General features: G+C 54.5%; 19 protein-coding genes. 13 read left to right on the plus strand and 6 right to left on the minus strand.

All coding sequences use genetic code 11. From position 1 onward, the window contains the following. Positions 1–34: 34 nt before the first annotated feature. The 6 genes from rng to csrD form a co-directional block, all read right to left on the minus strand. Complete coding sequence (rng, locus tag ACF8PE_RS15950; protein WP_392495066.1) at positions 35–1,504, minus strand: ribonuclease G; 1,470 nt, start codon at positions 1,502–1,504, stop codon at positions 35–37. After that, the gene (locus ACF8PE_RS15955) at positions 1,494–2,087 is read right to left on the minus strand and encodes a Maf family protein (protein ID WP_392495067.1); all 594 of its coding nucleotides are present in this window, start codon (positions 2,085–2,087) and stop codon (positions 1,494–1,496) included. Before ACF8PE_RS15955 ends, rng begins: the two co-directional genes overlap by 11 nt. Before the next feature lie 9 nt (positions 2,088–2,096). Continuing rightward, entirely contained in the window at positions 2,097–2,585 is a 489-nt protein-coding gene (gene mreD / locus ACF8PE_RS15960) for a rod shape-determining protein MreD (RefSeq protein WP_032614566.1), read from the minus strand. Continuing rightward, positions 2,585–3,601: a rod shape-determining protein MreC gene (gene mreC / locus ACF8PE_RS15965; protein ID WP_032614569.1), complete on the minus strand. Its 1,017-nt coding sequence runs from the start codon at positions 3,599–3,601 to the stop codon at positions 2,585–2,587. Before mreC ends, mreD begins: the two co-directional genes overlap by 1 nt. Positions 3,602–3,663: 62 nt before the next feature. Next, on the minus strand, positions 3,664–4,707 hold the full coding sequence (gene mreB / locus ACF8PE_RS15970; protein ID WP_000913396.1) for a rod shape-determining protein MreB: 1,044 nt from the start codon (positions 4,705–4,707) through the stop codon (positions 3,664–3,666). A gap of 279 nt (positions 4,708–4,986) precedes the next feature. Continuing rightward, positions 4,987–6,927, minus strand: coding sequence for an RNase E specificity factor CsrD (gene csrD, locus ACF8PE_RS15975; RefSeq protein ID WP_032614571.1), 1,941 nt, complete (start codon positions 6,925–6,927; stop codon positions 4,987–4,989). A gap of 184 nt (positions 6,928–7,111) precedes the next feature. Between csrD and ACF8PE_RS15980 the strand changes: the two genes are divergently transcribed. The 13 genes from ACF8PE_RS15980 (at position 7,112) to ACF8PE_RS16040 (ending at position 17,849) form a co-directional block, all read left to right on the plus strand. Further along, positions 7,112–8,086 (plus strand): MDR family oxidoreductase, encoded by a 975-nt coding sequence (locus ACF8PE_RS15980; protein WP_032614573.1) that lies wholly within the window; start codon positions 7,112–7,114, stop codon positions 8,084–8,086. A 77-nt stretch (positions 8,087–8,163) separates the two neighbouring features. Next, positions 8,164–9,165: a protein-methionine-sulfoxide reductase catalytic subunit MsrP gene (msrP, locus tag ACF8PE_RS15985; protein WP_032614575.1), complete on the plus strand. Its 1,002-nt coding sequence runs from the start codon at positions 8,164–8,166 to the stop codon at positions 9,163–9,165. Next, complete coding sequence (msrQ, locus tag ACF8PE_RS15990; RefSeq protein WP_032614577.1) at positions 9,166–9,765, plus strand: protein-methionine-sulfoxide reductase heme-binding subunit MsrQ; 600 nt, start codon at positions 9,166–9,168, stop codon at positions 9,763–9,765. A 233-nt stretch (positions 9,766–9,998) separates the two neighbouring features. Continuing rightward, the gene (gene aroQ / locus ACF8PE_RS15995) at positions 9,999–10,451 is read left to right on the plus strand and encodes a type II 3-dehydroquinate dehydratase (RefSeq protein ID WP_032614579.1); all 453 of its coding nucleotides are present in this window, start codon (positions 9,999–10,001) and stop codon (positions 10,449–10,451) included. Positions 10,452–10,473: 22 nt separating this feature from the next. Beyond that, a complete protein-coding gene (gene accB, locus ACF8PE_RS16000; RefSeq protein WP_032614580.1) occupies positions 10,474–10,944 on the plus strand; it encodes an acetyl-CoA carboxylase biotin carboxyl carrier protein in 471 nt (156 codons plus the stop codon). Between the two features lie 10 nt (positions 10,945–10,954). Further along, positions 10,955–12,304 carry an acetyl-CoA carboxylase biotin carboxylase subunit gene (gene accC / locus ACF8PE_RS16005; RefSeq protein ID WP_032614582.1) on the plus strand — a complete coding sequence of 450 codons (1,350 nt, stop codon included), beginning with the start codon at positions 10,955–10,957 and terminating at the stop codon, positions 12,302–12,304. Positions 12,305–12,411: 107 nt separating this feature from the next. Continuing rightward, positions 12,412–12,657, plus strand: a complete 246-nt coding sequence (locus tag ACF8PE_RS16010) for a YhdT family protein (protein WP_032614584.1) — start codon at positions 12,412–12,414, stop codon at positions 12,655–12,657. Then, positions 12,647–14,098: a sodium/pantothenate symporter gene (gene panF / locus ACF8PE_RS16015; protein WP_032614586.1), complete on the plus strand. Its 1,452-nt coding sequence runs from the start codon at positions 12,647–12,649 to the stop codon at positions 14,096–14,098. The genes ACF8PE_RS16010 and panF overlap by 11 nt, the downstream gene beginning before the upstream one ends. 11 nt (positions 14,099–14,109) lie before the next feature. Next, complete coding sequence (gene prmA / locus ACF8PE_RS16020; RefSeq protein WP_117386331.1) at positions 14,110–14,991, plus strand: 50S ribosomal protein L11 methyltransferase; 882 nt, start codon at positions 14,110–14,112, stop codon at positions 14,989–14,991. A gap of 137 nt (positions 14,992–15,128) precedes the next feature. Then, positions 15,129–15,869, plus strand: coding sequence for a carbonic anhydrase (locus ACF8PE_RS16025; RefSeq protein ID WP_059309065.1), 741 nt, complete (start codon positions 15,129–15,131; stop codon positions 15,867–15,869). A 329-nt stretch (positions 15,870–16,198) separates the two neighbouring features. Beyond that, positions 16,199–17,164: a tRNA dihydrouridine synthase DusB gene (dusB, locus tag ACF8PE_RS16030; protein WP_032614590.1), complete on the plus strand. Its 966-nt coding sequence runs from the start codon at positions 16,199–16,201 to the stop codon at positions 17,162–17,164. Positions 17,165–17,187: 23 nt separating this feature from the next. Further along, the gene (gene fis / locus ACF8PE_RS16035; protein WP_000462905.1) at positions 17,188–17,484 is read left to right on the plus strand and encodes a DNA-binding transcriptional regulator Fis; all 297 of its coding nucleotides are present in this window, start codon (positions 17,188–17,190) and stop codon (positions 17,482–17,484) included. A gap of 200 nt (positions 17,485–17,684) precedes the next feature. Then, positions 17,685–17,849, plus strand: coding sequence for a DUF2556 family protein (locus ACF8PE_RS16040; protein WP_032614592.1), 165 nt, complete (start codon positions 17,685–17,687; stop codon positions 17,847–17,849). Positions 17,850–17,939: the final 90 nt, after the last annotated feature.

Here is a 17,939-nt window from a genome sequence, read left to right on the forward strand (position 1 = left end):
TGTCAGCCGTTCTTGTCTCGCAGCACCCTGCGGATTACATCATTACTACGTCAAACTGCTCCGGGTTATAGAGCGGCTCTATCTGCACTTTTACCTGTTTGCCGACAAAGATTTCCACTTCTGCCAGCGCGTGGGACTCTTCGCCTTTAAGGGCTTCCGCCACTGAAGGAGAAGCATAGACCAGGAAGCGGTCGGAGTCGTAGGCGTGATGGACGCGAACGATCTCACGCATGATCTCGTAACAGACCGTTTCTACCGTCTTTACCGTGCCGCGGCCATGACAGGTCGGGCACTCGCTGCACAGCACATGCTCCACGCTTTCGCGGGTGCGCTTGCGGGTCATCTCAACCAGGCCCAGCTGGGAGAAGCCATTGATGCTGGTTTTGACGCGATCTTTACTCAGCGCCTGCTCCAGGGAATGCAGTACGCGGCGGCGGTGGTCTTCGTTACTCATATCGATAAAGTCGATAATGATAATGCCACCCAGATTGCGTAGACGAAGCTGACGCGCAATGGCCTGTGTCGCTTCGATATTGGTATTGAAAATGGTGTCGCCCAGATTGCGATGGCCGACAAAGGCCCCGGTGTTGATATCCACGGTGGTCATCGCTTCGGTCTGATCGATAATCAGATAGCCGCCGGACTTAAGTTCGACCTTGCGCTCCAGCGCGCGCTGGATCTCGTTCTCGACGTCATAGAGATCAAAAATCGGCTGGCGCCCGGTGTAGTGCTCCAGCAGACCCGGCATTTCCGGGATGTATTCGGCGGTAAATTCGAGCAGCGCATCGTAAGTCAGACGGGAGTCGACGCGAATGCGGTCAAGCTGGGCATCGGCGAAGTCGCGCAGAACGCGCTGGGCGAGCGCCAGCTCACCGTATAGCTGATAGCGGGTCTGGTTGCGTTTTTTACGCTCCATCACTTTTGTCCAGACACGTTTCAGGTAGGCGGCATCCGAGGCCAGATCGTCCTCGCTTATCCCCTCTGCGGCGGTGCGAATAATGAACCCGCCCTGCTCATCGCAGTACGCGCTCACGACTTTTTTCAGGCGTTCACGCTCGCTTTCGCTCTCGATACGCTGGGATACGCCAACGTGCGATGCACCCGGCATAAAGACCAGATAACGGGAAGGTAAGGTAATGTCGGTCGTCAGGCGCGCACCTTTGGTGCCTAAGGGATCTTTCACCACCTGCACCATCAGATCCTGGCCCTGACGGACCAGCTCGGAGATATCACGAACGGTGAACTGTTTCTGCTCTTCACCCGCCACGCATTCGGTATGCGGCATGATATCTGAAGCATGTAAGAAGGCCGCTTTATCGAGGCCAATATCTACAAATGCCGCCTGCATACCCGGTAGTACACGACTGACACGACCTTTGTAGATATTGCCTACTATTCCGCGCCGCGCTTCACGCTCGATATGAATTTCCTGAAGAATTCCACCGTCGATATACGCCACACGGGTTTCCGAGGGCGTTACGTTTACCAACAATTCAGCCGTCATAATTATCCCTTCCCTCACGCAGTGAGTTAAAATTGCTCAGCAACTCATACGTTTCCACCAGCGGTAAGCCGACTACGGCGTGATAGCTGCCATTGATCTTCCTGACAAAGCAGCCACCCAACCCTTGAATACCGTATGCACCTGCTTTATCCATTGGTTCACCGCTGGCGATATAACCGGCGATATCCTCTTCGGTGAGTACTCTGAACGTCACATCGGTCACCACCAGGCAATCGAGCACCTGCTGGCGGTCTGCCAGCGCGACGGCGGTCATGACCTGATGCGTTTGGCCGGACAATTTGCTCAGCATCTTAAACGCATGCTTTTCGTCGTGCGGTTTCTCGAGGACTTCACCATTCATGATCACGATGGTATCTGCCCCCAGCACCGGTAAATCACGCGGCACCTGCGCCACGCCAGCCAGCGCTTTCTCCCGTGCCAGACGGGAAACATACTGTTGTGCGCTTTCGCCCTCAGCACGTTTTTCTTCGATACCGGTCACGATACGTTCGAAGGCGACACCCAATTGGGTGAGCAGCTCCTGGCGACGGGGTGAACCGGAGGCAAGATATAGAGACGTCATAGAAACCTTTTATTGCACGGCAAATTGCTGGCGAACCTTACGCATCAGCAGGAACAACCACGGCCAGAGCACACCGTTTACTACACTACTCCAGAACACTTCCGGACGGAAAGAGACGTTGATCACTAAAAACTCTGCCCAGAAAACAATGATATCCGCGGCCATGGATAACAACATCACCACTAGCGCCTGTTGCCAGAGCGCCAGATTACGAAAGAGCTGGAATTTTAGAGCGACCAGGTATGCGATGATGCTCATGGACAGGGCGCGTACGCCAAGCGTTGAACCGCTAATCAGATCCAGTATGGCACCCATCACAAAACCTGTGCCCACATTTACGCGGTGCGGCAGAGCGAGGATCCAGTAGAGCAGAATAAGCAGCACCCAGTTTGGCCGGAAAACGAGAATGTCGTCCGGCCAGGGCATCACTTGCAGCAACAGCGCGATCAAAAACGAGAGCCAGATAACCCAGCGTCCCTGGCTACGATAGCTTGCCACTATTGCCCTCCCGGGGAGAGTTGCGGTGGCGGTGGCGCATCAGGCAGCGGCTGGGTCAGCCCGGTTGCCGGCGCAGGTACTGGCGCAGGCGGCCCCATTGAGTTTGGCGCAGGCAGAACCTGCGGCATCATCTGCATCAGACGTTCATTCGCAACGCGATGTACATCTTCCGGGGTCATCGGATTGGTCCCGTTACGATCGGCGCCCCACAACAGCAACAGATAGCGCAGACGCTGCAGACCTGCCGTTGGGCGTGCCTGAATCACGGTATAGGCGCGCTGAGTATCCAGCTTCACGGAGGAGACCACCCCAACCGGATAACCTTCCGGGAAGCGCCCGCCCAGACCCGATGTCACCAGCACATCGCCCACGCGAATATCGGTATTCGCAGGCAGATGTTCGAGCTGCAGATCGTCAGTACAGCCGTTACCGGCCGCAATCACGCGGATATCGTTACGCAGTACCTGGATCGGCAGCGCATGGGTGGCATCGCAAATCAGCAGCACACGGCTGGTGAGCTTGGCGACGGCGACCACCTGGCCGACAACGCCTTTATCGCTGATCACCGGCTGGCCTTCGTATACGCCATTGACGCTGCCCTTGTCGATCACCACCTGATCGCTGTACGGATCGTTAACGGTAGAGATCACCTGGGTCACCATCTTCTGCTCATCCTGACGCAGCGGGGAACCCAGCAGTTCACGCAGTCTGGCATTCTCCTGCTTGTACTGGCCCAGCATCAGTAGTTCGCTGTTTTTCAGCAGCAGTTCCTGGCGTAACGCGCGGTTTTCAAGTTCGAGTTGATCGCGTGAGGACAGGGTTTGCGAGACGCTGTCGAGTAGTTCACGGGGACCATTTGATACAAAGTAGAAAGGACTGACGGCGGTATCCATGTACGTTCGGATCTGGCTGAACGTACCGAGGCGGCTATCGGCAATAATGACACCAAGCGCTACTAACACCCCAAGGATCAGGCGAAACTGTAGCGACGGGCCACGGCTAAAAATTGGCTTCATAGGCTATGCGTACTCTCGCGTCAGAGAGAAAGGGTAGCCATCCGCTACCCTTTCACACCTGACTACTCTTCGCTGAACAAGTCGCCGCCGTGCATGTCGATCATCTCCAGCGCCTTGCCGCCGCCACGGGCTACGCAAGTCAGTGGATCTTCAGCAACTACGACAGGAATACCTGTCTCTTCCATCAACAGGCGGTCGAGGTTACGCAGCAGCGCACCACCACCGGTCAGAACCATACCGCGCTCGGAGATATCGGAAGCCAGTTCCGGCGGGCACTGCTCGAGGGCAACCATGACGGCGCTAACAATGCCGGTCAACGGCTCTTGCAGCGCTTCGAGGATTTCGTTGGAGTTCAGGGTAAAGCCACGTGGAACGCCTTCTGCCAGGTTACGGCCGCGCACTTCGATCTCGCGCACTTCGTCACCCGGGTAAGCAGAACCGATTTCGTGCTTAATACGCTCTGCGGTGGCTTCACCGATCAGAGAGCCGTAGTTACGGCGAACGTAATTGATGATGGCTTCGTCGAAGCGGTCACCACCGATACGTACGGAAGAGGAGTAAACCACACCGTTCAGAGAGATAACGGCCACTTCAGTGGTACCGCCACCGATATCCACCACCATGGAGCCGGTCGCTTCGGAAACCGGCAGGCCGGCACCAATAGCCGCAGCCATCGGCTCTTCAATCAGGAAGACTTCACGCGCACCAGCGCCCTGAGCGGATTCACGAATAGCACGACGCTCTACCTGGGTAGCGCCAACCGGCACACACACCAGAACACGCGGGCTTGGACGCATAAAGCTGTTGCTGTGCACCTGTTTGATAAAGTGCTGAAGCATTTTCTCGGTCACGAAGAAGTCAGCGATAACGCCGTCTTTCATCGGTCGAATGGCAGCGATATTACCCGGCGTACGACCAAGCATCTGCTTAGCGTCATGGCCGACGGCCGCTACGCTTTTCGGTGAACCAGCACGATCCTGACGAATGGCCACAACTGAAGGCTCATTCAGTACGATGCCTTGTCCTTTTACATAAATGAGGGTATTCGCAGTACCCAGGTCAATGGACAGGTCATTGGAAAACATGCCACGAAATTTTTTCAACATACTAAGGGATAATCCTGAAAGCTGGGGCGGAAAACAAAATCCGCTTACTTTACCAACCACACGCAGCAGCGACAAGGCGCAAAAATCGCCTGCTACGGTGAAAATTTGTGCAGCACGTTTCCTTTGTTACAAATCGTCGCCTGACTCCCTCAGGTCAGAGAAAAAACAGCGTTCCTCACGTTCATTTGTAACCCGTTTAAGGTCGCTCACTGTCATTTTGCTCGTCATACATCACGCTACAGGCGCGATATTCTACGTGAAAACTCACCAAACGGCAGGTTAAACAGAGTATCTTTGCGAATATTTTTTCACATTGCTGTCAAGAGGCTGAGAGGCAGCAAAAAAATCGCCCTGACCCCCTGTAACTCCGCGCTCTGTCAACGTCCGCCATTCGGTTCGAGACCTCACACCTGTGGCAAAAACATGGGTTTGCGTTCCCTTGCAGGCTTCAACCAGACTCTGTACCAGCAGTTGGTTTTCCGTACGTTTTTCAATGTTCCTTACCAGCCCCGGATGCAGCTTCAACAGCTCTACCTCCAGCGCCTTGATCCAGCTGGTGCTGACCAGCGTCAAGCCCGCCTGCGTTACCGCCACACGCGCACCCAGCGCATTGATCAGCCGTACCACCGGCTGTAACCGACTGATGTGTTGACAAACATCCGCCTCTGCAAGTTCAAAAATAATCCGTTTACGCTGCGATTTTTCACATTGCATCAACACATCGCGCAGCCAGCGCTGGAAACGCGGGCGGATCAAAGACTCCACCGTCACCTGCAGCGCCAGGTGTTCTTCGGGCCAGAAGGATAAGAATGGCATCAATCGCGAAATTTGCTGGCGGTCGTACTCCTCCGACAGGCCAAACTGCAGCACCATCGGCAGATATTCTGCTGACACTACCTCTTCGTTGCCGTCAAAGATGCGGCAGAGCAGTTCCCGGTGATGGACCTGGCCATTTGCCAGCACCGCCGGTTTTTGATAAATCCGCGGTCCGCCGCGGGTAAGCATCTGTTCGATCAGAGTACGCCAGCGCACATTGCCCCGCCCTTTCTCTGGCAGGGAGTCATCATAAACCGCCCAGCTGTTAGCCCCCTGCAACACAGCATTGCGGGTGGCGGCTTCGGCGTGCTCCATCACCTGTTCGGTGGTCTGGCCGCCGCGCCAGGCGCAAATGCCAATATGCACCATGTCATCACGATCGAGCATTTTGCTGGGAGGCAGCGTATCCACCGACTTCAACAGCAGGCTGGCAATGCTCTCTGACTCTTTCAGGGTGCGATGCGGCAGCAGCACGGCGTAATCACTGCGGTGATAGCGCGCCAGCAGTGCGCCGGGATAGCGCATCATAAAGGTGGAGAGCATATTGATGAGCATAAACAGATGCTCCTCCGCCACTGCCCGTCCCCAGTTGTCTTTCAGTAGATCGAAGTCCGGCAGGCGAACAATCATCACCACCCCGTGCGACCCAACCTTTTCAGGATCTTCCAGGAGGGTAGCCAGCTGATTATCAAAGAAAAGACGATTATTAAGGCCCGTTTTGTTGTCCTGGGCGGCATAGGAGCGAATCAGCGTGTCCATCCGGCTGCGCTGGTCGCTGGCAAACTGAATTTCGGACAGCAGAACGTCCAGCGCACTGCTGGTGCGTGATGGCCATTCATAGACGGACCCGCGCACAGGGGCGCCACGTTCACCGTTAAGGATGCGCACCGAACGCGCCTCCAGTAACTCCTGCCCGGAGAGCTGGCGACGCAGCCAGCGCACTGCCAGAAAGATCAGCACGACCACGAAGATCACCGCTACCGTCAGCGGTGCGGTGGTCACCAACGAACGAAAATAACTGTTCATCGGGTCCAGATAGGCCAGACTTATGGTCATACCGGGGTTTTTAAGAGAAGGAACGGTCAGTTCGAGATTCTGGAGTGGCGCGCCGGCCGGTCGATAGCCTTTTAACCCGTTGTGGCTGAAAATGGTTTTCCCGCCCTGCTTAATCTCAACACGCGTGATTTCCACCGGTGCCATCAGCTCGTCCAGCTGATGGGAAAGTTCAGGAAAAGGTGTGCTGACAAGACGCGAATCAATGACCGACGCAACGGAGTGTACGCGGTTCGCCAGCTTCCCTTGGATCGCATTATAAAAACTGAGCGAGCAGCCGATCAGGGTGACAAAGATGGTCAAGCCAGTCAGCAAGGAGATGAAAGCGGAGAACTTCGTCGATAATCGCATCCTTGAGATTACTCCGTGAGTTGATGAGGATAGCAAGTGAGCGCTAACTTGCACTACGGCATCGGCATACTACCAAATCCGGTGTATCTGGCAATTTATTGCGTTAAATCGGCATTGCATATCAATGAGCGAGTATAGTCTTCAAAAAATTTTTTCCAATCATCATGCTGAGTAAGGAATTCATATGCAGGCTTTGATCTTAGAACAGCAGGAAGGCAAAACACTTGCATCAGTGCAATCTATTGAGGAGAGCCGCCTGCCTGAGGGGGCCGTGACCGTTGATATCGACTGGTCCAGTCTGAATTATAAAGACGCGCTCGCCATTACGGGCACTGGCAAAATCATTCGCAATTTTCCAATGGTTCCAGGTATCGACTTTGCGGGCCGCGTACACGCCAGCGAAGATCCGCGTTTCCATGCTGGCCAGCAGGTACTGTTGACCGGCTGGGGCGTGGGCGAAAACCACTGGGGCGGCCTGGCCGCGCAGGCACGTGTTAACGGCGACTGGCTGGTGCCTATGCCGAACGGACTCGATGGCCGTAAAGCAATGATCATCGGCACCGCCGGTTTTACCGCCATGCTGTGCGTAATGGCGCTGGAAGAGGCCGGTGTAACACCGCAATCCGGTGAGGTGGTGGTAACGGGTGCCAGCGGCGGCGTCGGCAGTACCGCTGTCGCTCTGCTGCACAAGCTGGGTTATCAGGTGGCAGCAGTCTCCGGGCGTGAAAGTACCCATGACTACCTGCGTAGCCTCGGTGCCAGCCGCATTCTGGGCCGCGATGAGTTCGCAGAGACCCGCCCGCTGGAGAAACAGATCTGGGCCGGTGCCGTCGATACCGTCGGGGATAAAGTGCTGGCGAAAGTGCTGGCGCAGATGAACTACGGCGGTTGCGTGGCGGCGTGTGGCCTGGCGGGCGGTTTTGCCCTCCCGACCACGGTGATGCCGTTTATTCTGCGCAATGTCCGTCTGCAGGGTGTGGATTCCGTGATGACCCCGCCAGCGCGCCGCGCCCAGGCCTGGGAACGACTGGTTCGCGATCTGCCCGCCTCCTTCTACACCCAAAGCGCCACCCAGATTAGCCTTGAGCAGGCACCGGAATACGCCGCGAAGATCATCAATAACCAGATCCAGGGCCGTACGCTGGTGAAGCTGGCGTAATCTTCAAATTTTCGTGACATATTCGCTTTAACCCGGCTCCTCCGTCATGCTTAAAAAAACGCATGACGGAGGAAGCCATGAAAGTGAAACCCCTGACGGAAGCCGATATCACCGCGGAATCCGTTTTTATGCTTAAGCGACGCCAGATCCTGAAAATGCTGGGGATCGGTGCCGGTGCGCTGACGCTCTCCCCCCTCGCCCAGGCCGACCTGCTGGACTGGTTTAAGGGCAACGATCGCCCAAAAGCACCGTCCGGGAAACCGCTTAACTTTACCCAACCCGCCCAGTGGCAGAGCACGCTTGCCAAAACCCCCGAAGAGAAAGTGACAGGCTATAACAACTTCTACGAGTTCGGCCTGGATAAAGCCGATCCTGCGGCCAACGCGGGCAGCCTGAAGACCGATCCCTGGACGCTGAAAATCGACGGCGAAGTGGCGAAACCTCTGACTCTCGATTACAACGATTTGACCACCCGCTTCCCGCTGGAGGAACGAATCTACCGCATGCGCTGCGTTGAGGCCTGGTCGATGGTGGTGCCGTGGATTGGTTTTCCGTTGCATAAGCTGCTGGCGATGGTGGAACCCACCAGCAACGCGAAGTATGTCGCCTTCCAGACCCTTTACGCCCCGGAGATCATGCCCGGCCAGAAAGACCGGTTTATTGGCGGTGGCCTGGATTACCCGTACGTAGAAGGATTGCGTATTGATGAAGCCATGCACCCGCTGACGCTGATGACCGTTGGTGTTTACGGCAAAGCCCTGCCGCCGCAAAACGGCGCGCCTATCCGCCTCACCGTGCCGTGGAAATATGGCTTTAAGGGCATTAAATCGATCGTCAGCATCAAGCTGACCCGTGAACGCCCGCCCACTACCTGGAACCTTGCGGCCCCGGATGAGTACGGTTTTTACGCCAACGTGAACCCGCACGTCGATCATCCCCGCTGGTCGCAGGCGAGCGAGCGGTTTATTGGCTCGGGCGGCGCACTGGACGTCAAACGCCAGCCTACGCTGCTATTTAACGGCTATGCTGACCAGGTCGCATCACTCTATCGCGGCCTCGACTTACGGGAGTTTTTCTAAGTGCGTCTGACGGCAAAACAGATTACCTGGCTGAAAGTCGCCCTGCATCTTGCGGGGCTGCTTCCATTTATATGGCTGTTCTGGGCCATCAACCACGGCGGCCTGAGTGCCGATCCGGCAAAAGATATTCAGCACTTCACCGGGCGCACCGCGCTGAAATTTTTACTGGCGACGCTGCTGGTTTCGCCGCTGGCGCGCTACGCAAAACAGCCTTTATTGATCCGTACCCGCCGCCTGCTTGGGCTATGGTGTTTTGCCTGGGCGACGCTGCATCTCACCAGCTATGCGTTCCTGGAGCTGGGCATTAACAATCTGGCCCTGCTGGGGAGCGAACTGATTACCCGGCCTTACTTAACCCTGGGGATTATCAGTTGGGTGATTTTACTGGCGTTGACCCTCACCTCCACCCAATACGCCCAGCGAAAACTGGGAAGGCGCTGGCAACTTCTGCATAATTTTGTCTATCTGGTCGCGATCCTCGCCCCCATCCACTACCTTTGGTCAGTGAAAATTCTCTCGCCGCAGCCGATCATCTATGCTGTGCTGGCCATAGTGCTTCTGGCATGGCGTTATAAGAAGTTTCGCCAGTGGTGGCGATAACGGACGAAAGTGGGCGAATCTCCACAGATCGCTCACCCTTCCTGAGTATTTATCCGAATGCTGTTGATAATCTTCCCTGATAAGACCAGTATTTAGCTGCCAAATGCTACGAAATCGTTATAATGTGCGACTTCGGTTTCCCCGACGGGTTTTTCAGAGCCGGAAAGGGTGACAATCGCGCATCGAAGGTATATTTTGTTTTTTACCGGAGAATCGCAGGAGATAGCGGCACAATGGCTGACAAGTTTCACATCTTAGTTTTGAACGGACCGAACCTGAATATGCTCGGCACCCGTGAACCAGAGAAGTACGGCACGCTGACGTTGACCGATATTGTTAACCAATTGGGTAACGAAGCGGCGGCACTTAATGTGGAACTTGACCATTTTCAGTCAAACGCGGAGTACGCACTCATCGACCGCATTCATCAGGCTAAAGACACAACAGACTATATCCTGATTAATCCGGCCGCGTTTACGCACACCAGTGTTGCTATTCGCGACGCGCTGCTGGCCGTGAGTATCCCGTTTATCGAGATCCACCTCAGCAACGTGCATGCGCGGGAACCGTTCCGCCACCACTCCTACCTGTCGGATATCGCCACTGGCGTCATCTGTGGACTGGGGGCTGACGGTTATTCATTCGCTTTACAGACAGCGGTAAAACGCCTGTCACAATCACACTAAACAAAGAGTACGGAACCCACTCATGGATATTCGTAAGATTAAAAAACTGATCGAGCTGGTTGAAGAATCAGGCATCTCCGAACTGGAAATTTCTGAAGGCGAAGAGTCTGTACGCATCAGCCGTGCCGCGCCAAACGCAGGCTTCCCGGTTATGCAACAAGCTTATGCTGCACCAATGATGCAGCAGCCAGCTCTGTCTAACGCTGTCGCTCCGGCGGCTGCTCCAGCAATGGAAGCGCCAGCAGCAGCGGAAATCAGTGGTCACATCGTACGTTCCCCAATGGTTGGTACTTTCTACCGCACCCCGAGCCCGGACGCTAAAGCGTTCATCGAAGTGGGCCAGAAAGTTAACGCGGGCGATACCCTGTGCATCGTTGAAGCCATGAAAATGATGAACCAGATCGAAGCTGACAAGTCAGGTACTGTGAAAGCGATTCTGGTCGAAAGTGGTCAGCCGGTTGAATTTGACGAGCCGCTGGTCGTCATCGAGTAACGAGGCGAACATGCTGGATAAAATTGTTATCGCCAACCGCGGCGAGATCGCACTGCGTATTCTTCGTGCCTGTAAAGAGCTGGGCATCAAGACTGTCGCTGTGCACTCAAGCGCGGACCGCGATCTGAAACACGTATTACTGGCGGATGAGACGGTCTGTATCGGCCCGGCTCCGTCCGTAAAAAGCTATCTGAATATCCCGGCTATCATCAGCGCCGCTGAGATCACTGGCGCGGTGGCCATTCACCCGGGTTATGGCTTCCTCTCTGAGAACGCCAACTTTGCTGAACAGGTAGAACGTTCTGGCTTTATCTTCATCGGCCCGAAAGCTGACACTATCCGCCTGATGGGCGACAAAGTGTCTGCGATCACCGCCATGAAGAAAGCCGGTGTTCCAACCGTTCCTGGCTCCGACGGCCCTCTGACCGACGACATGGATGCTAACCGTGCTCATGCGAAACGCATCGGCTACCCGGTTATCATCAAAGCGTCCGGCGGCGGCGGCGGTCGCGGTATGCGCGTTGTGCGCAGCGACACTGAACTGGCTCAATCCATCTCCATGACCAAAGCTGAAGCGAAAGCCGCTTTCAGTAACGACATGGTGTACATGGAAAAATACCTGGAAAACCCACGTCACATCGAAATTCAGGTGCTGGCTGACGGTCAGGGTAACGCTATCTATCTGGCAGAACGTGACTGCTCCATGCAGCGTCGTCACCAGAAAGTGGTCGAAGAAGCACCAGCACCGGGTATCACCCCGGAACTGCGTCGCTACATCGGCGAGCGTTGCGCGAAAGCCTGTGTCGATATCGGCTATCGCGGGGCGGGTACTTTTGAGTTCCTGTTCGAAAACGGCGAGTTCTACTTCATTGAAATGAACACCCGTATTCAGGTTGAACACCCGGTGACCGAAATGATTACCGGTGTTGACCTGATCAAAGAGCAGCTGCGTATCGCAGCGGGTCAACCGCTGTCCATCAAGCAGGATGAAGTTGTGGTTAAAGGCCATGCGGTGGAATGCCGTATCAACGCCGAAGACCCGAACACCTTCCTGCCAAGCCCGGGTAAAATCACGCGTTTCCACGCGCCGGGTGGCTTTGGTGTGCGCTGGGAGTCCCATATCTACGCCGGTTACACCGTACCGCCGTACTATGACTCCATGATCGGCAAGCTGATCTGCTACGGCGAATCCCGTGACGTGGCGATTGCCCGCATGAAGAACGCCCTGCAGGAGCTGATCATCGACGGCATCAAAACCAACGTTGATCTGCAGATGCGTATTATGAGCGACGAGAACTTCCAGCATGGTGGCACCAACATCCACTATCTGGAGAAGAAACTCGGTCTTCATGAAAAATAAGCATTTATAAGCAGCAAAAGGCCGGTTAATCCGGCCTTTATTATTTCTGGGGATTGCGAAGCCCCATAAGGTACAATCCCCGCTTTCTTTTCCACAAGGGACAAAAAATGGACAAACGTTTTGTTCAGGCCCACAAAGAAGCGCGCTGGGCGCTGTGGTTAACCCTTATCTATCTCGCCGCATGGTTAGTAACTGCTTACATACCTGATTCTGCCATTGGCATTACCGGTCTGCCGCACTGGTTTGAGATGGCCTGCCTGCTGCTCCCGCTGGTGTTTATTCTGCTCTGTTGGGCGATGGTGAAATTTATCTATCGCGATATTCCGCTGGAGGATGACGATAATGCAGCTTGAAGTGATCCTGCCGCTCGTCGCGTATCTGTTTGTTGTTTTTGGCCTGTCCGTTTATGCCATGCGCAAAAGGACAACGGGCACTTTCCTGAATGAGTATTTCCTCGGCAGCCGCTCGATGGGCGGTATTGTGCTGGCGATGACCCTGACCGCCACCTATATCAGCGCCAGCTCCTTTATTGGCGGCCCGGGTGCGGCCTATAAATACGGACTGGGCTGGGTGCTGCTGGCGATGATCCAGCTTCCTGCCATCTGGCTCTCGCTGGGTATTCTGGGGAAAAAATTTGCGATTCTCGCGCGCCGCTACAACGCCGTAACGCTTAACGACATGCTGTTTGCCCGCTATCAGAGCCGCCTACTAGTCTGGCTGGCCAGCCTGAGCCTGCTGGTGGCCTTTATCGGCGCCATGACCGTGCAGTTTATCGGTGGCGCGCGCCTGCTTGAAACCGCCGCCGGGATCCCTTACGAAACCGGGTTGCTGATTTTTGGTATCAGTATTGCGCTCTACACCGCGTTTGGGGGATTCCGCGCCAGCGTGCTCAACGATACCATGCAGGGTATGGTGATGCTGATTGGCACCATTGTGCTGCTGGTGGGCGTGGTACACGCAGCGGGGGGACTAACTCATGCGGTGGAAACGCTGCAGACCATCGATCCGAAGCTGGTTTCGCCGCAGGGCGCGGAGAACATCCTCTCCCCCACCTTTATGACCTCCTTCTGGGTACTGGTCTGCTTCGGGGTGATTGGCCTGCCGCATACGGCCGTGCGCTGCATCTCCTATAAGGACAGCAAGGCGGTGCATCGGGGGATTATCATCGGCACCATCGTCGTGGCAATCCTGATGCTCGGCATGCACCTTGCCGGGGCGCTGGGCCGGGCGGTGATCCCGGACTTAACCGTGCCGGACCTGGTGATCCCCACCCTGATGGTAAAAGTCCTGCCGCCGTTTGCTGCCGGGATCTTCCTTGCCGCGCCAATGGCTGCGATCATGTCGACAATTAACGCCCAGCTGCTACAAAGTTCCGCTACCATCATTAAAGATCTCTATCTCAATATGCGTCCTGAGCAGATGAACAATGAGCGACTGCTGAAACGGATGTCGGCAGTCATTACTCTGCTGTTAGGTGTATTGCTGCTGCTGGCTGCGTGGAAGCCACCTGAGATGATCATCTGGCTGAACCTGCTGGCCTTTGGCGGTCTGGAAGCTGTGTTCCTCTGGCCACTGGTGCTGGGCCTGTACTGGGAGCGCGCAAATGCGGCGGGCGCCCTGAGCGCGATGATCGTCGGAGGCGTGCTGTATGCCGTTCTCGCCACGTTTAAAATTCAGTATCTGGGCTTCCATCCGATTGTGCCTTCGTTACTGCTAAGTTTACTGGCGTTTGTCGTGGGAAACCGTTTCGGTCAATCCGCCCCGCAACCTGCCGTCATTTCTACTGATAAATAAAGAGTTTTGCCATGCCGTGGATCCAATTAAAACTGAACACAACCGGCGCGAATGCCGAAGAGATGAGTGATGCGTTGATGGAGGCCGGTGCGGTCTCTATCACCTTCCAGGACACGCATGACACCCCGGTGTTTGAACCGCTGCCGGGTGAAACCCGCCTGTGGGGCGACACCGACGTCATCGGCCTGTTTGATGCCGAAACTGATATGGCCGAAGTGGTCGCGATTCTGGAAAATCATCCGCTGCTGGGCGCCGGTTTTGCGCACAAAATCGAACAGCTTGAAGACAAAGACTGGGAACGCGAGTGGATGGACAACTTCCATCCGATGCAGTTTGGCAAGCGTCTGTGGATCTGCCCAAGCTGGCGCGACGTGCCGGATGAAAATGCCGTTAACGTGATGCTCGATCCGGGCCTGGCATTCGGAACAGGCACCCACCCGACGACTTCCCTGTGCCTGCAGTGGCTGGATGGTCTGGATCTGGATGGCAAAACGGTGATCGACTTTGGCTGCGGATCCGGGATCCTCGCCATCGCCGCCCTGAAGTTGGGCGCAGCAAAAGCGATCGGGATCGACATCGATCCGCAGGCGATTCAGGCCAGCCGTGACAACGCCGAGCGCAATGGCGTTTCCGATCGTCTCGAACTCTATTTGCCGGATGCCCAGCCAGCGGCCATGAAAGCCGATGTGGTCGTCGCGAATATCCTGGCTGGCCCGTTACGCGAGCTGGCGCCATTAATCAGCGTACTACCGGTTGAGGGTGGCCTGCTGGGCCTTTCCGGTATCCTTGCCAGCCAGGCAGACAGCGTCTGCGAAGCCTATGCCGATCTCTTTGACCTCGACCCGGTTGTCGAGAAAGAAGAGTGGTGCCGCATCACTGGCCGTAAAAAATAAGCCTTTGGCGTGGTCCTCTGACCACGCCTTTCCTCGTCTGAATTTTCTCCCTTCCCTCTTATTTGTCCGTTAAAATAACCACACAAATCATAATGTTAATTAATGATTTGAATATAAAAATCTATCGGATAAATATCATGAAAAACATTTCAGGCAAGGCAGCGCTGTTGGCGCTGGGTATGATCTCAACTTCGGCTTTTGCATCACACTGGAGTTATCAGGCGGAAGGCGCACCGGAACATTGGGGCGAGCTGGACGAGGCATACAAAATATGCAAAAGCGGCATGAATCAGTCCCCTGTCAACATCGATACCACCGTTAAGGCCCACCTCTCTCCGCTGGAAACACACTATATCGACGGCCCGGTCACCCTGACGAACAACGGTCACACTATCCAGGCAAGTGAAAAGGCGGATACACGCGACAGCATCACGCTTGATAACCAAAACTGGACGTTACAGCAGTTCCATTTCCATGCGCCAAGCGAAAATACGGTGCACGGTAAAAAATACGCAATGGAAATGCATCTGGTCCACAAAAATGCCGACGGCGAACTGACGGTTGTTGCTGTTATGTTTGATCAGGGTGCCGCAAACCCTGAGCTGGATAAACTCTGGGGCGTAATGCCGGATCGGGTTGATCAAAACGTCACGATTACGCCAAATCTCGATATGAACAAATTGCTTCCTGCGGATAAAACCTACTGGCGCTTTAGCGGCTCTCTGACCACGCCACCTTGCTCAGAAGGGGTAACGTGGGTAGTGCTCAAGCATCCTCTGACCGTCTCTGCCGCACAGCTGGAAAAATTCACCCACACCATGCATCACGATAACAGCCGCCCGGTACAATCCCTTCATGGCCGTCTGGTTGTTGAATAAGCCCATTTTTTGCTCTGATATCCTGTGCTGAAATGTGACGCAGATTGCAAAGATGCACCATAATCTGCTGCTTATAGCAGCAGATTATCCCGGAGAATTGATTCATTTATCCAGAAATGATGAGAAGTTACGGGAAATTGTAAGCGCCCACAAAATATCCATTCAACACTAACCCAATGATTTAAATAGTGAATAATCCGCACTAAAAAGTCAGAGTTGCGATTCCTTGATCTACAACAGAGGATTGTTCAAAGTTTGGCCTTTCATCTCGTGCAAAAAATGCGTAAGATACGCCGCCTTGCAGTCACAGTATGGTCATTTCTTAACTCATGCGCATCGGAAACCACCAGCTCAGAAATCGCCTGATCGCAGCACCTATGGCAGGTATTACCGACCGGCCCTTCAGGACGCTGTGCTATGAGATGGGAGCAGGTTTAACCGTTTCCGAGATGATGTCGTCTAACCCGCAGGTTTGGGAAAGCGATAAATCCCGTCTTCGGATGGTGCACGTTGATGAACCGGGTATCCGCACCGTGCAAATTGCCGGTAGCGTACCTGAAGAGATGGCAGACGCCGCGCGTATTAACGTGGAAAGTGGTGCCCAGATTATTGATATCAATATGGGGTGCCCGGCCAAAAAAGTGAATCGCAAGCTTGCAGGTTCAGCCCTTCTGCAATACCCCGACCAGGTGAAGTCAATCCTGACGGCGGTTGTCAGCGCAGTGGACGTTCCTGTTACGTTGAAGATTCGCACGGGTTGGTCGCCGGATCACCGTAACTGCGTAGAGATTGCCCAACTGGCCGAAGATTGTGGCATTCAGGCCCTGACCATACATGGACGCACTCGCGCCTGTTTGTTCAACGGCGAAGCTGAATACGACAGCATTCGGGCAGTTAAGCAGAAAGTTTCCATTCCGGTTATCGCGAATGGCGACATTACTGACCCGCTTAAAGCCAGAGCTGTGCTCGACTATACGGGAGCTGATGCTCTGATGATAGGACGTGCGGCTCAGGGAAGACCCTGGATCTTTCGGGAAATCCAGCATTATCTGGACACTGGGGAGCTGCTTGCCCCGCTGCCACTGGCAGAGGTCAAGCGCTTGCTTTGTTCGCACGTTCGGGAATTGCATGACCACTACGGCCAGGCAAAAGGGTACCGAATTGCGCGTAAACACGTATCCTGGTATCTCCAGGAACACGCTCCAAATGACCAGTTTCGGCGCACATTCAACGCCATAGAGGATGCCAGCGTACAGCTGGAGGCGTTGGAGGCATACTTCGAAAATCTTGCGTAATGAAATAAAGAGCTGACAGAACTATGTTCGAACAACGCGTAAATTCTGACGTACTGACCGTTTCCACCGTTAACTCTCAGGATCAAGTAACTCAAAAGCCCCTGCGTGACTCGGTTAAACAGGCACTGAAGAACTATTTTGCTCAACTGAATGGTCAGGATGTTAACGACCTGTATGAGCTGGTACTGGCTGAAGTTGAACAGCCCCTGTTGGACATGGTGATGCAATACACCCGTGGTAACCAGACCCGTGCTGCCCTGATGATGGGTATCAACCGTGGTACGCTGCGTAAGAAATTGAAAAAGTACGGCATGAACTAATTTCGATTAGCTAAATGCTTGTATAAAAAGGCGCAAACCGGCATGGGGACGCGCCTTTTTTTATGCCCTCTTTTCCCCCGTTTTGCTCCCCTCATCACGCGGCTAACAACCGAAACGTAAACATCGGTCTGCCCACTTCTCAGCCGCTATTTTTCGTGTATATTTCCTGCACTCTTTTCCTTTGTACCCGGAAACTCCGAATGATCCGTAAGTATGGGTGGTTAGTCGTCTTCGCGATTAGCGTTTTCATTTTTGATGCACTGTTAATGCAGTGGATTGAGCTGATGTCTACGGAAACGGACAAATGCCGTAATATGGACTCCGTAAATCCACTTAAGCTAATTAACTGCGCAGATCTGGATTAAGCCCTTACTTTCCCTCGAAAAATGTGCGGACTTAAAAGCCTTTGAGGCATCTCCGTTGGATGATAATGTCTCAGCCCGTCTCACCCGGTA

The sequence above is a fragment of the Leclercia sp. GLN_9 genome (genome assembly GCF_043105735.1).
Lineage (GTDB): Bacteria > Pseudomonadota > Gammaproteobacteria > Enterobacterales > Enterobacteriaceae > Enterobacter > Enterobacter adecarboxylatus.

Coding starts and splice junctions, on each gene's coding strand:
- rng (WP_392495066.1), bottom strand. CDS start 1,504: ATGACGGCTGAATTGTTGGTAAACGTAACGCCCTCGGAAACCCGTGTG.
- ACF8PE_RS15955 (WP_392495067.1), bottom strand. CDS start 2,087: ATGACGTCTCTATATCTTGCCTCCGGTTCACCCCGTCGCCAGGAGCTG.
- mreC (WP_032614569.1), bottom strand. CDS start 3,601: ATGAAGCCAATTTTTAGCCGTGGCCCGTCGCTACAGTTTCGCCTGATC.
- mreB (WP_000913396.1), bottom strand. CDS start 4,707: ATGTTGAAAAAATTTCGTGGCATGTTTTCCAATGACCTGTCCATTGAC.
- csrD (WP_032614571.1), bottom strand. CDS start 6,927: ATGCGATTATCGACGAAGTTCTCCGCTTTCATCTCCTTGCTGACTGGC.
- ACF8PE_RS15980 (WP_032614573.1), top strand. CDS start 7,112: ATGCAGGCTTTGATCTTAGAACAGCAGGAAGGCAAAACACTTGCATCA.
- msrP (WP_032614575.1), top strand. CDS start 8,164: ATGAAAGTGAAACCCCTGACGGAAGCCGATATCACCGCGGAATCCGTT.
- aroQ (WP_032614579.1), top strand. CDS start 9,999: ATGGCTGACAAGTTTCACATCTTAGTTTTGAACGGACCGAACCTGAAT.
- accB (WP_032614580.1), top strand. CDS start 10,474: ATGGATATTCGTAAGATTAAAAAACTGATCGAGCTGGTTGAAGAATCA.
- accC (WP_032614582.1), top strand. CDS start 10,955: ATGCTGGATAAAATTGTTATCGCCAACCGCGGCGAGATCGCACTGCGT.
- ACF8PE_RS16010 (WP_032614584.1), top strand. CDS start 12,412: ATGGACAAACGTTTTGTTCAGGCCCACAAAGAAGCGCGCTGGGCGCTG.
- panF (WP_032614586.1), top strand. CDS start 12,647: ATGCAGCTTGAAGTGATCCTGCCGCTCGTCGCGTATCTGTTTGTTGTT.
- prmA (WP_117386331.1), top strand. CDS start 14,110: ATGCCGTGGATCCAATTAAAACTGAACACAACCGGCGCGAATGCCGAA.
- ACF8PE_RS16025 (WP_059309065.1), top strand. CDS start 15,129: ATGAAAAACATTTCAGGCAAGGCAGCGCTGTTGGCGCTGGGTATGATC.
- dusB (WP_032614590.1), top strand. CDS start 16,199: ATGCGCATCGGAAACCACCAGCTCAGAAATCGCCTGATCGCAGCACCT.
- fis (WP_000462905.1), top strand. CDS start 17,188: ATGTTCGAACAACGCGTAAATTCTGACGTACTGACCGTTTCCACCGTT.
- ACF8PE_RS16040 (WP_032614592.1), top strand. CDS start 17,685: ATGATCCGTAAGTATGGGTGGTTAGTCGTCTTCGCGATTAGCGTTTTC.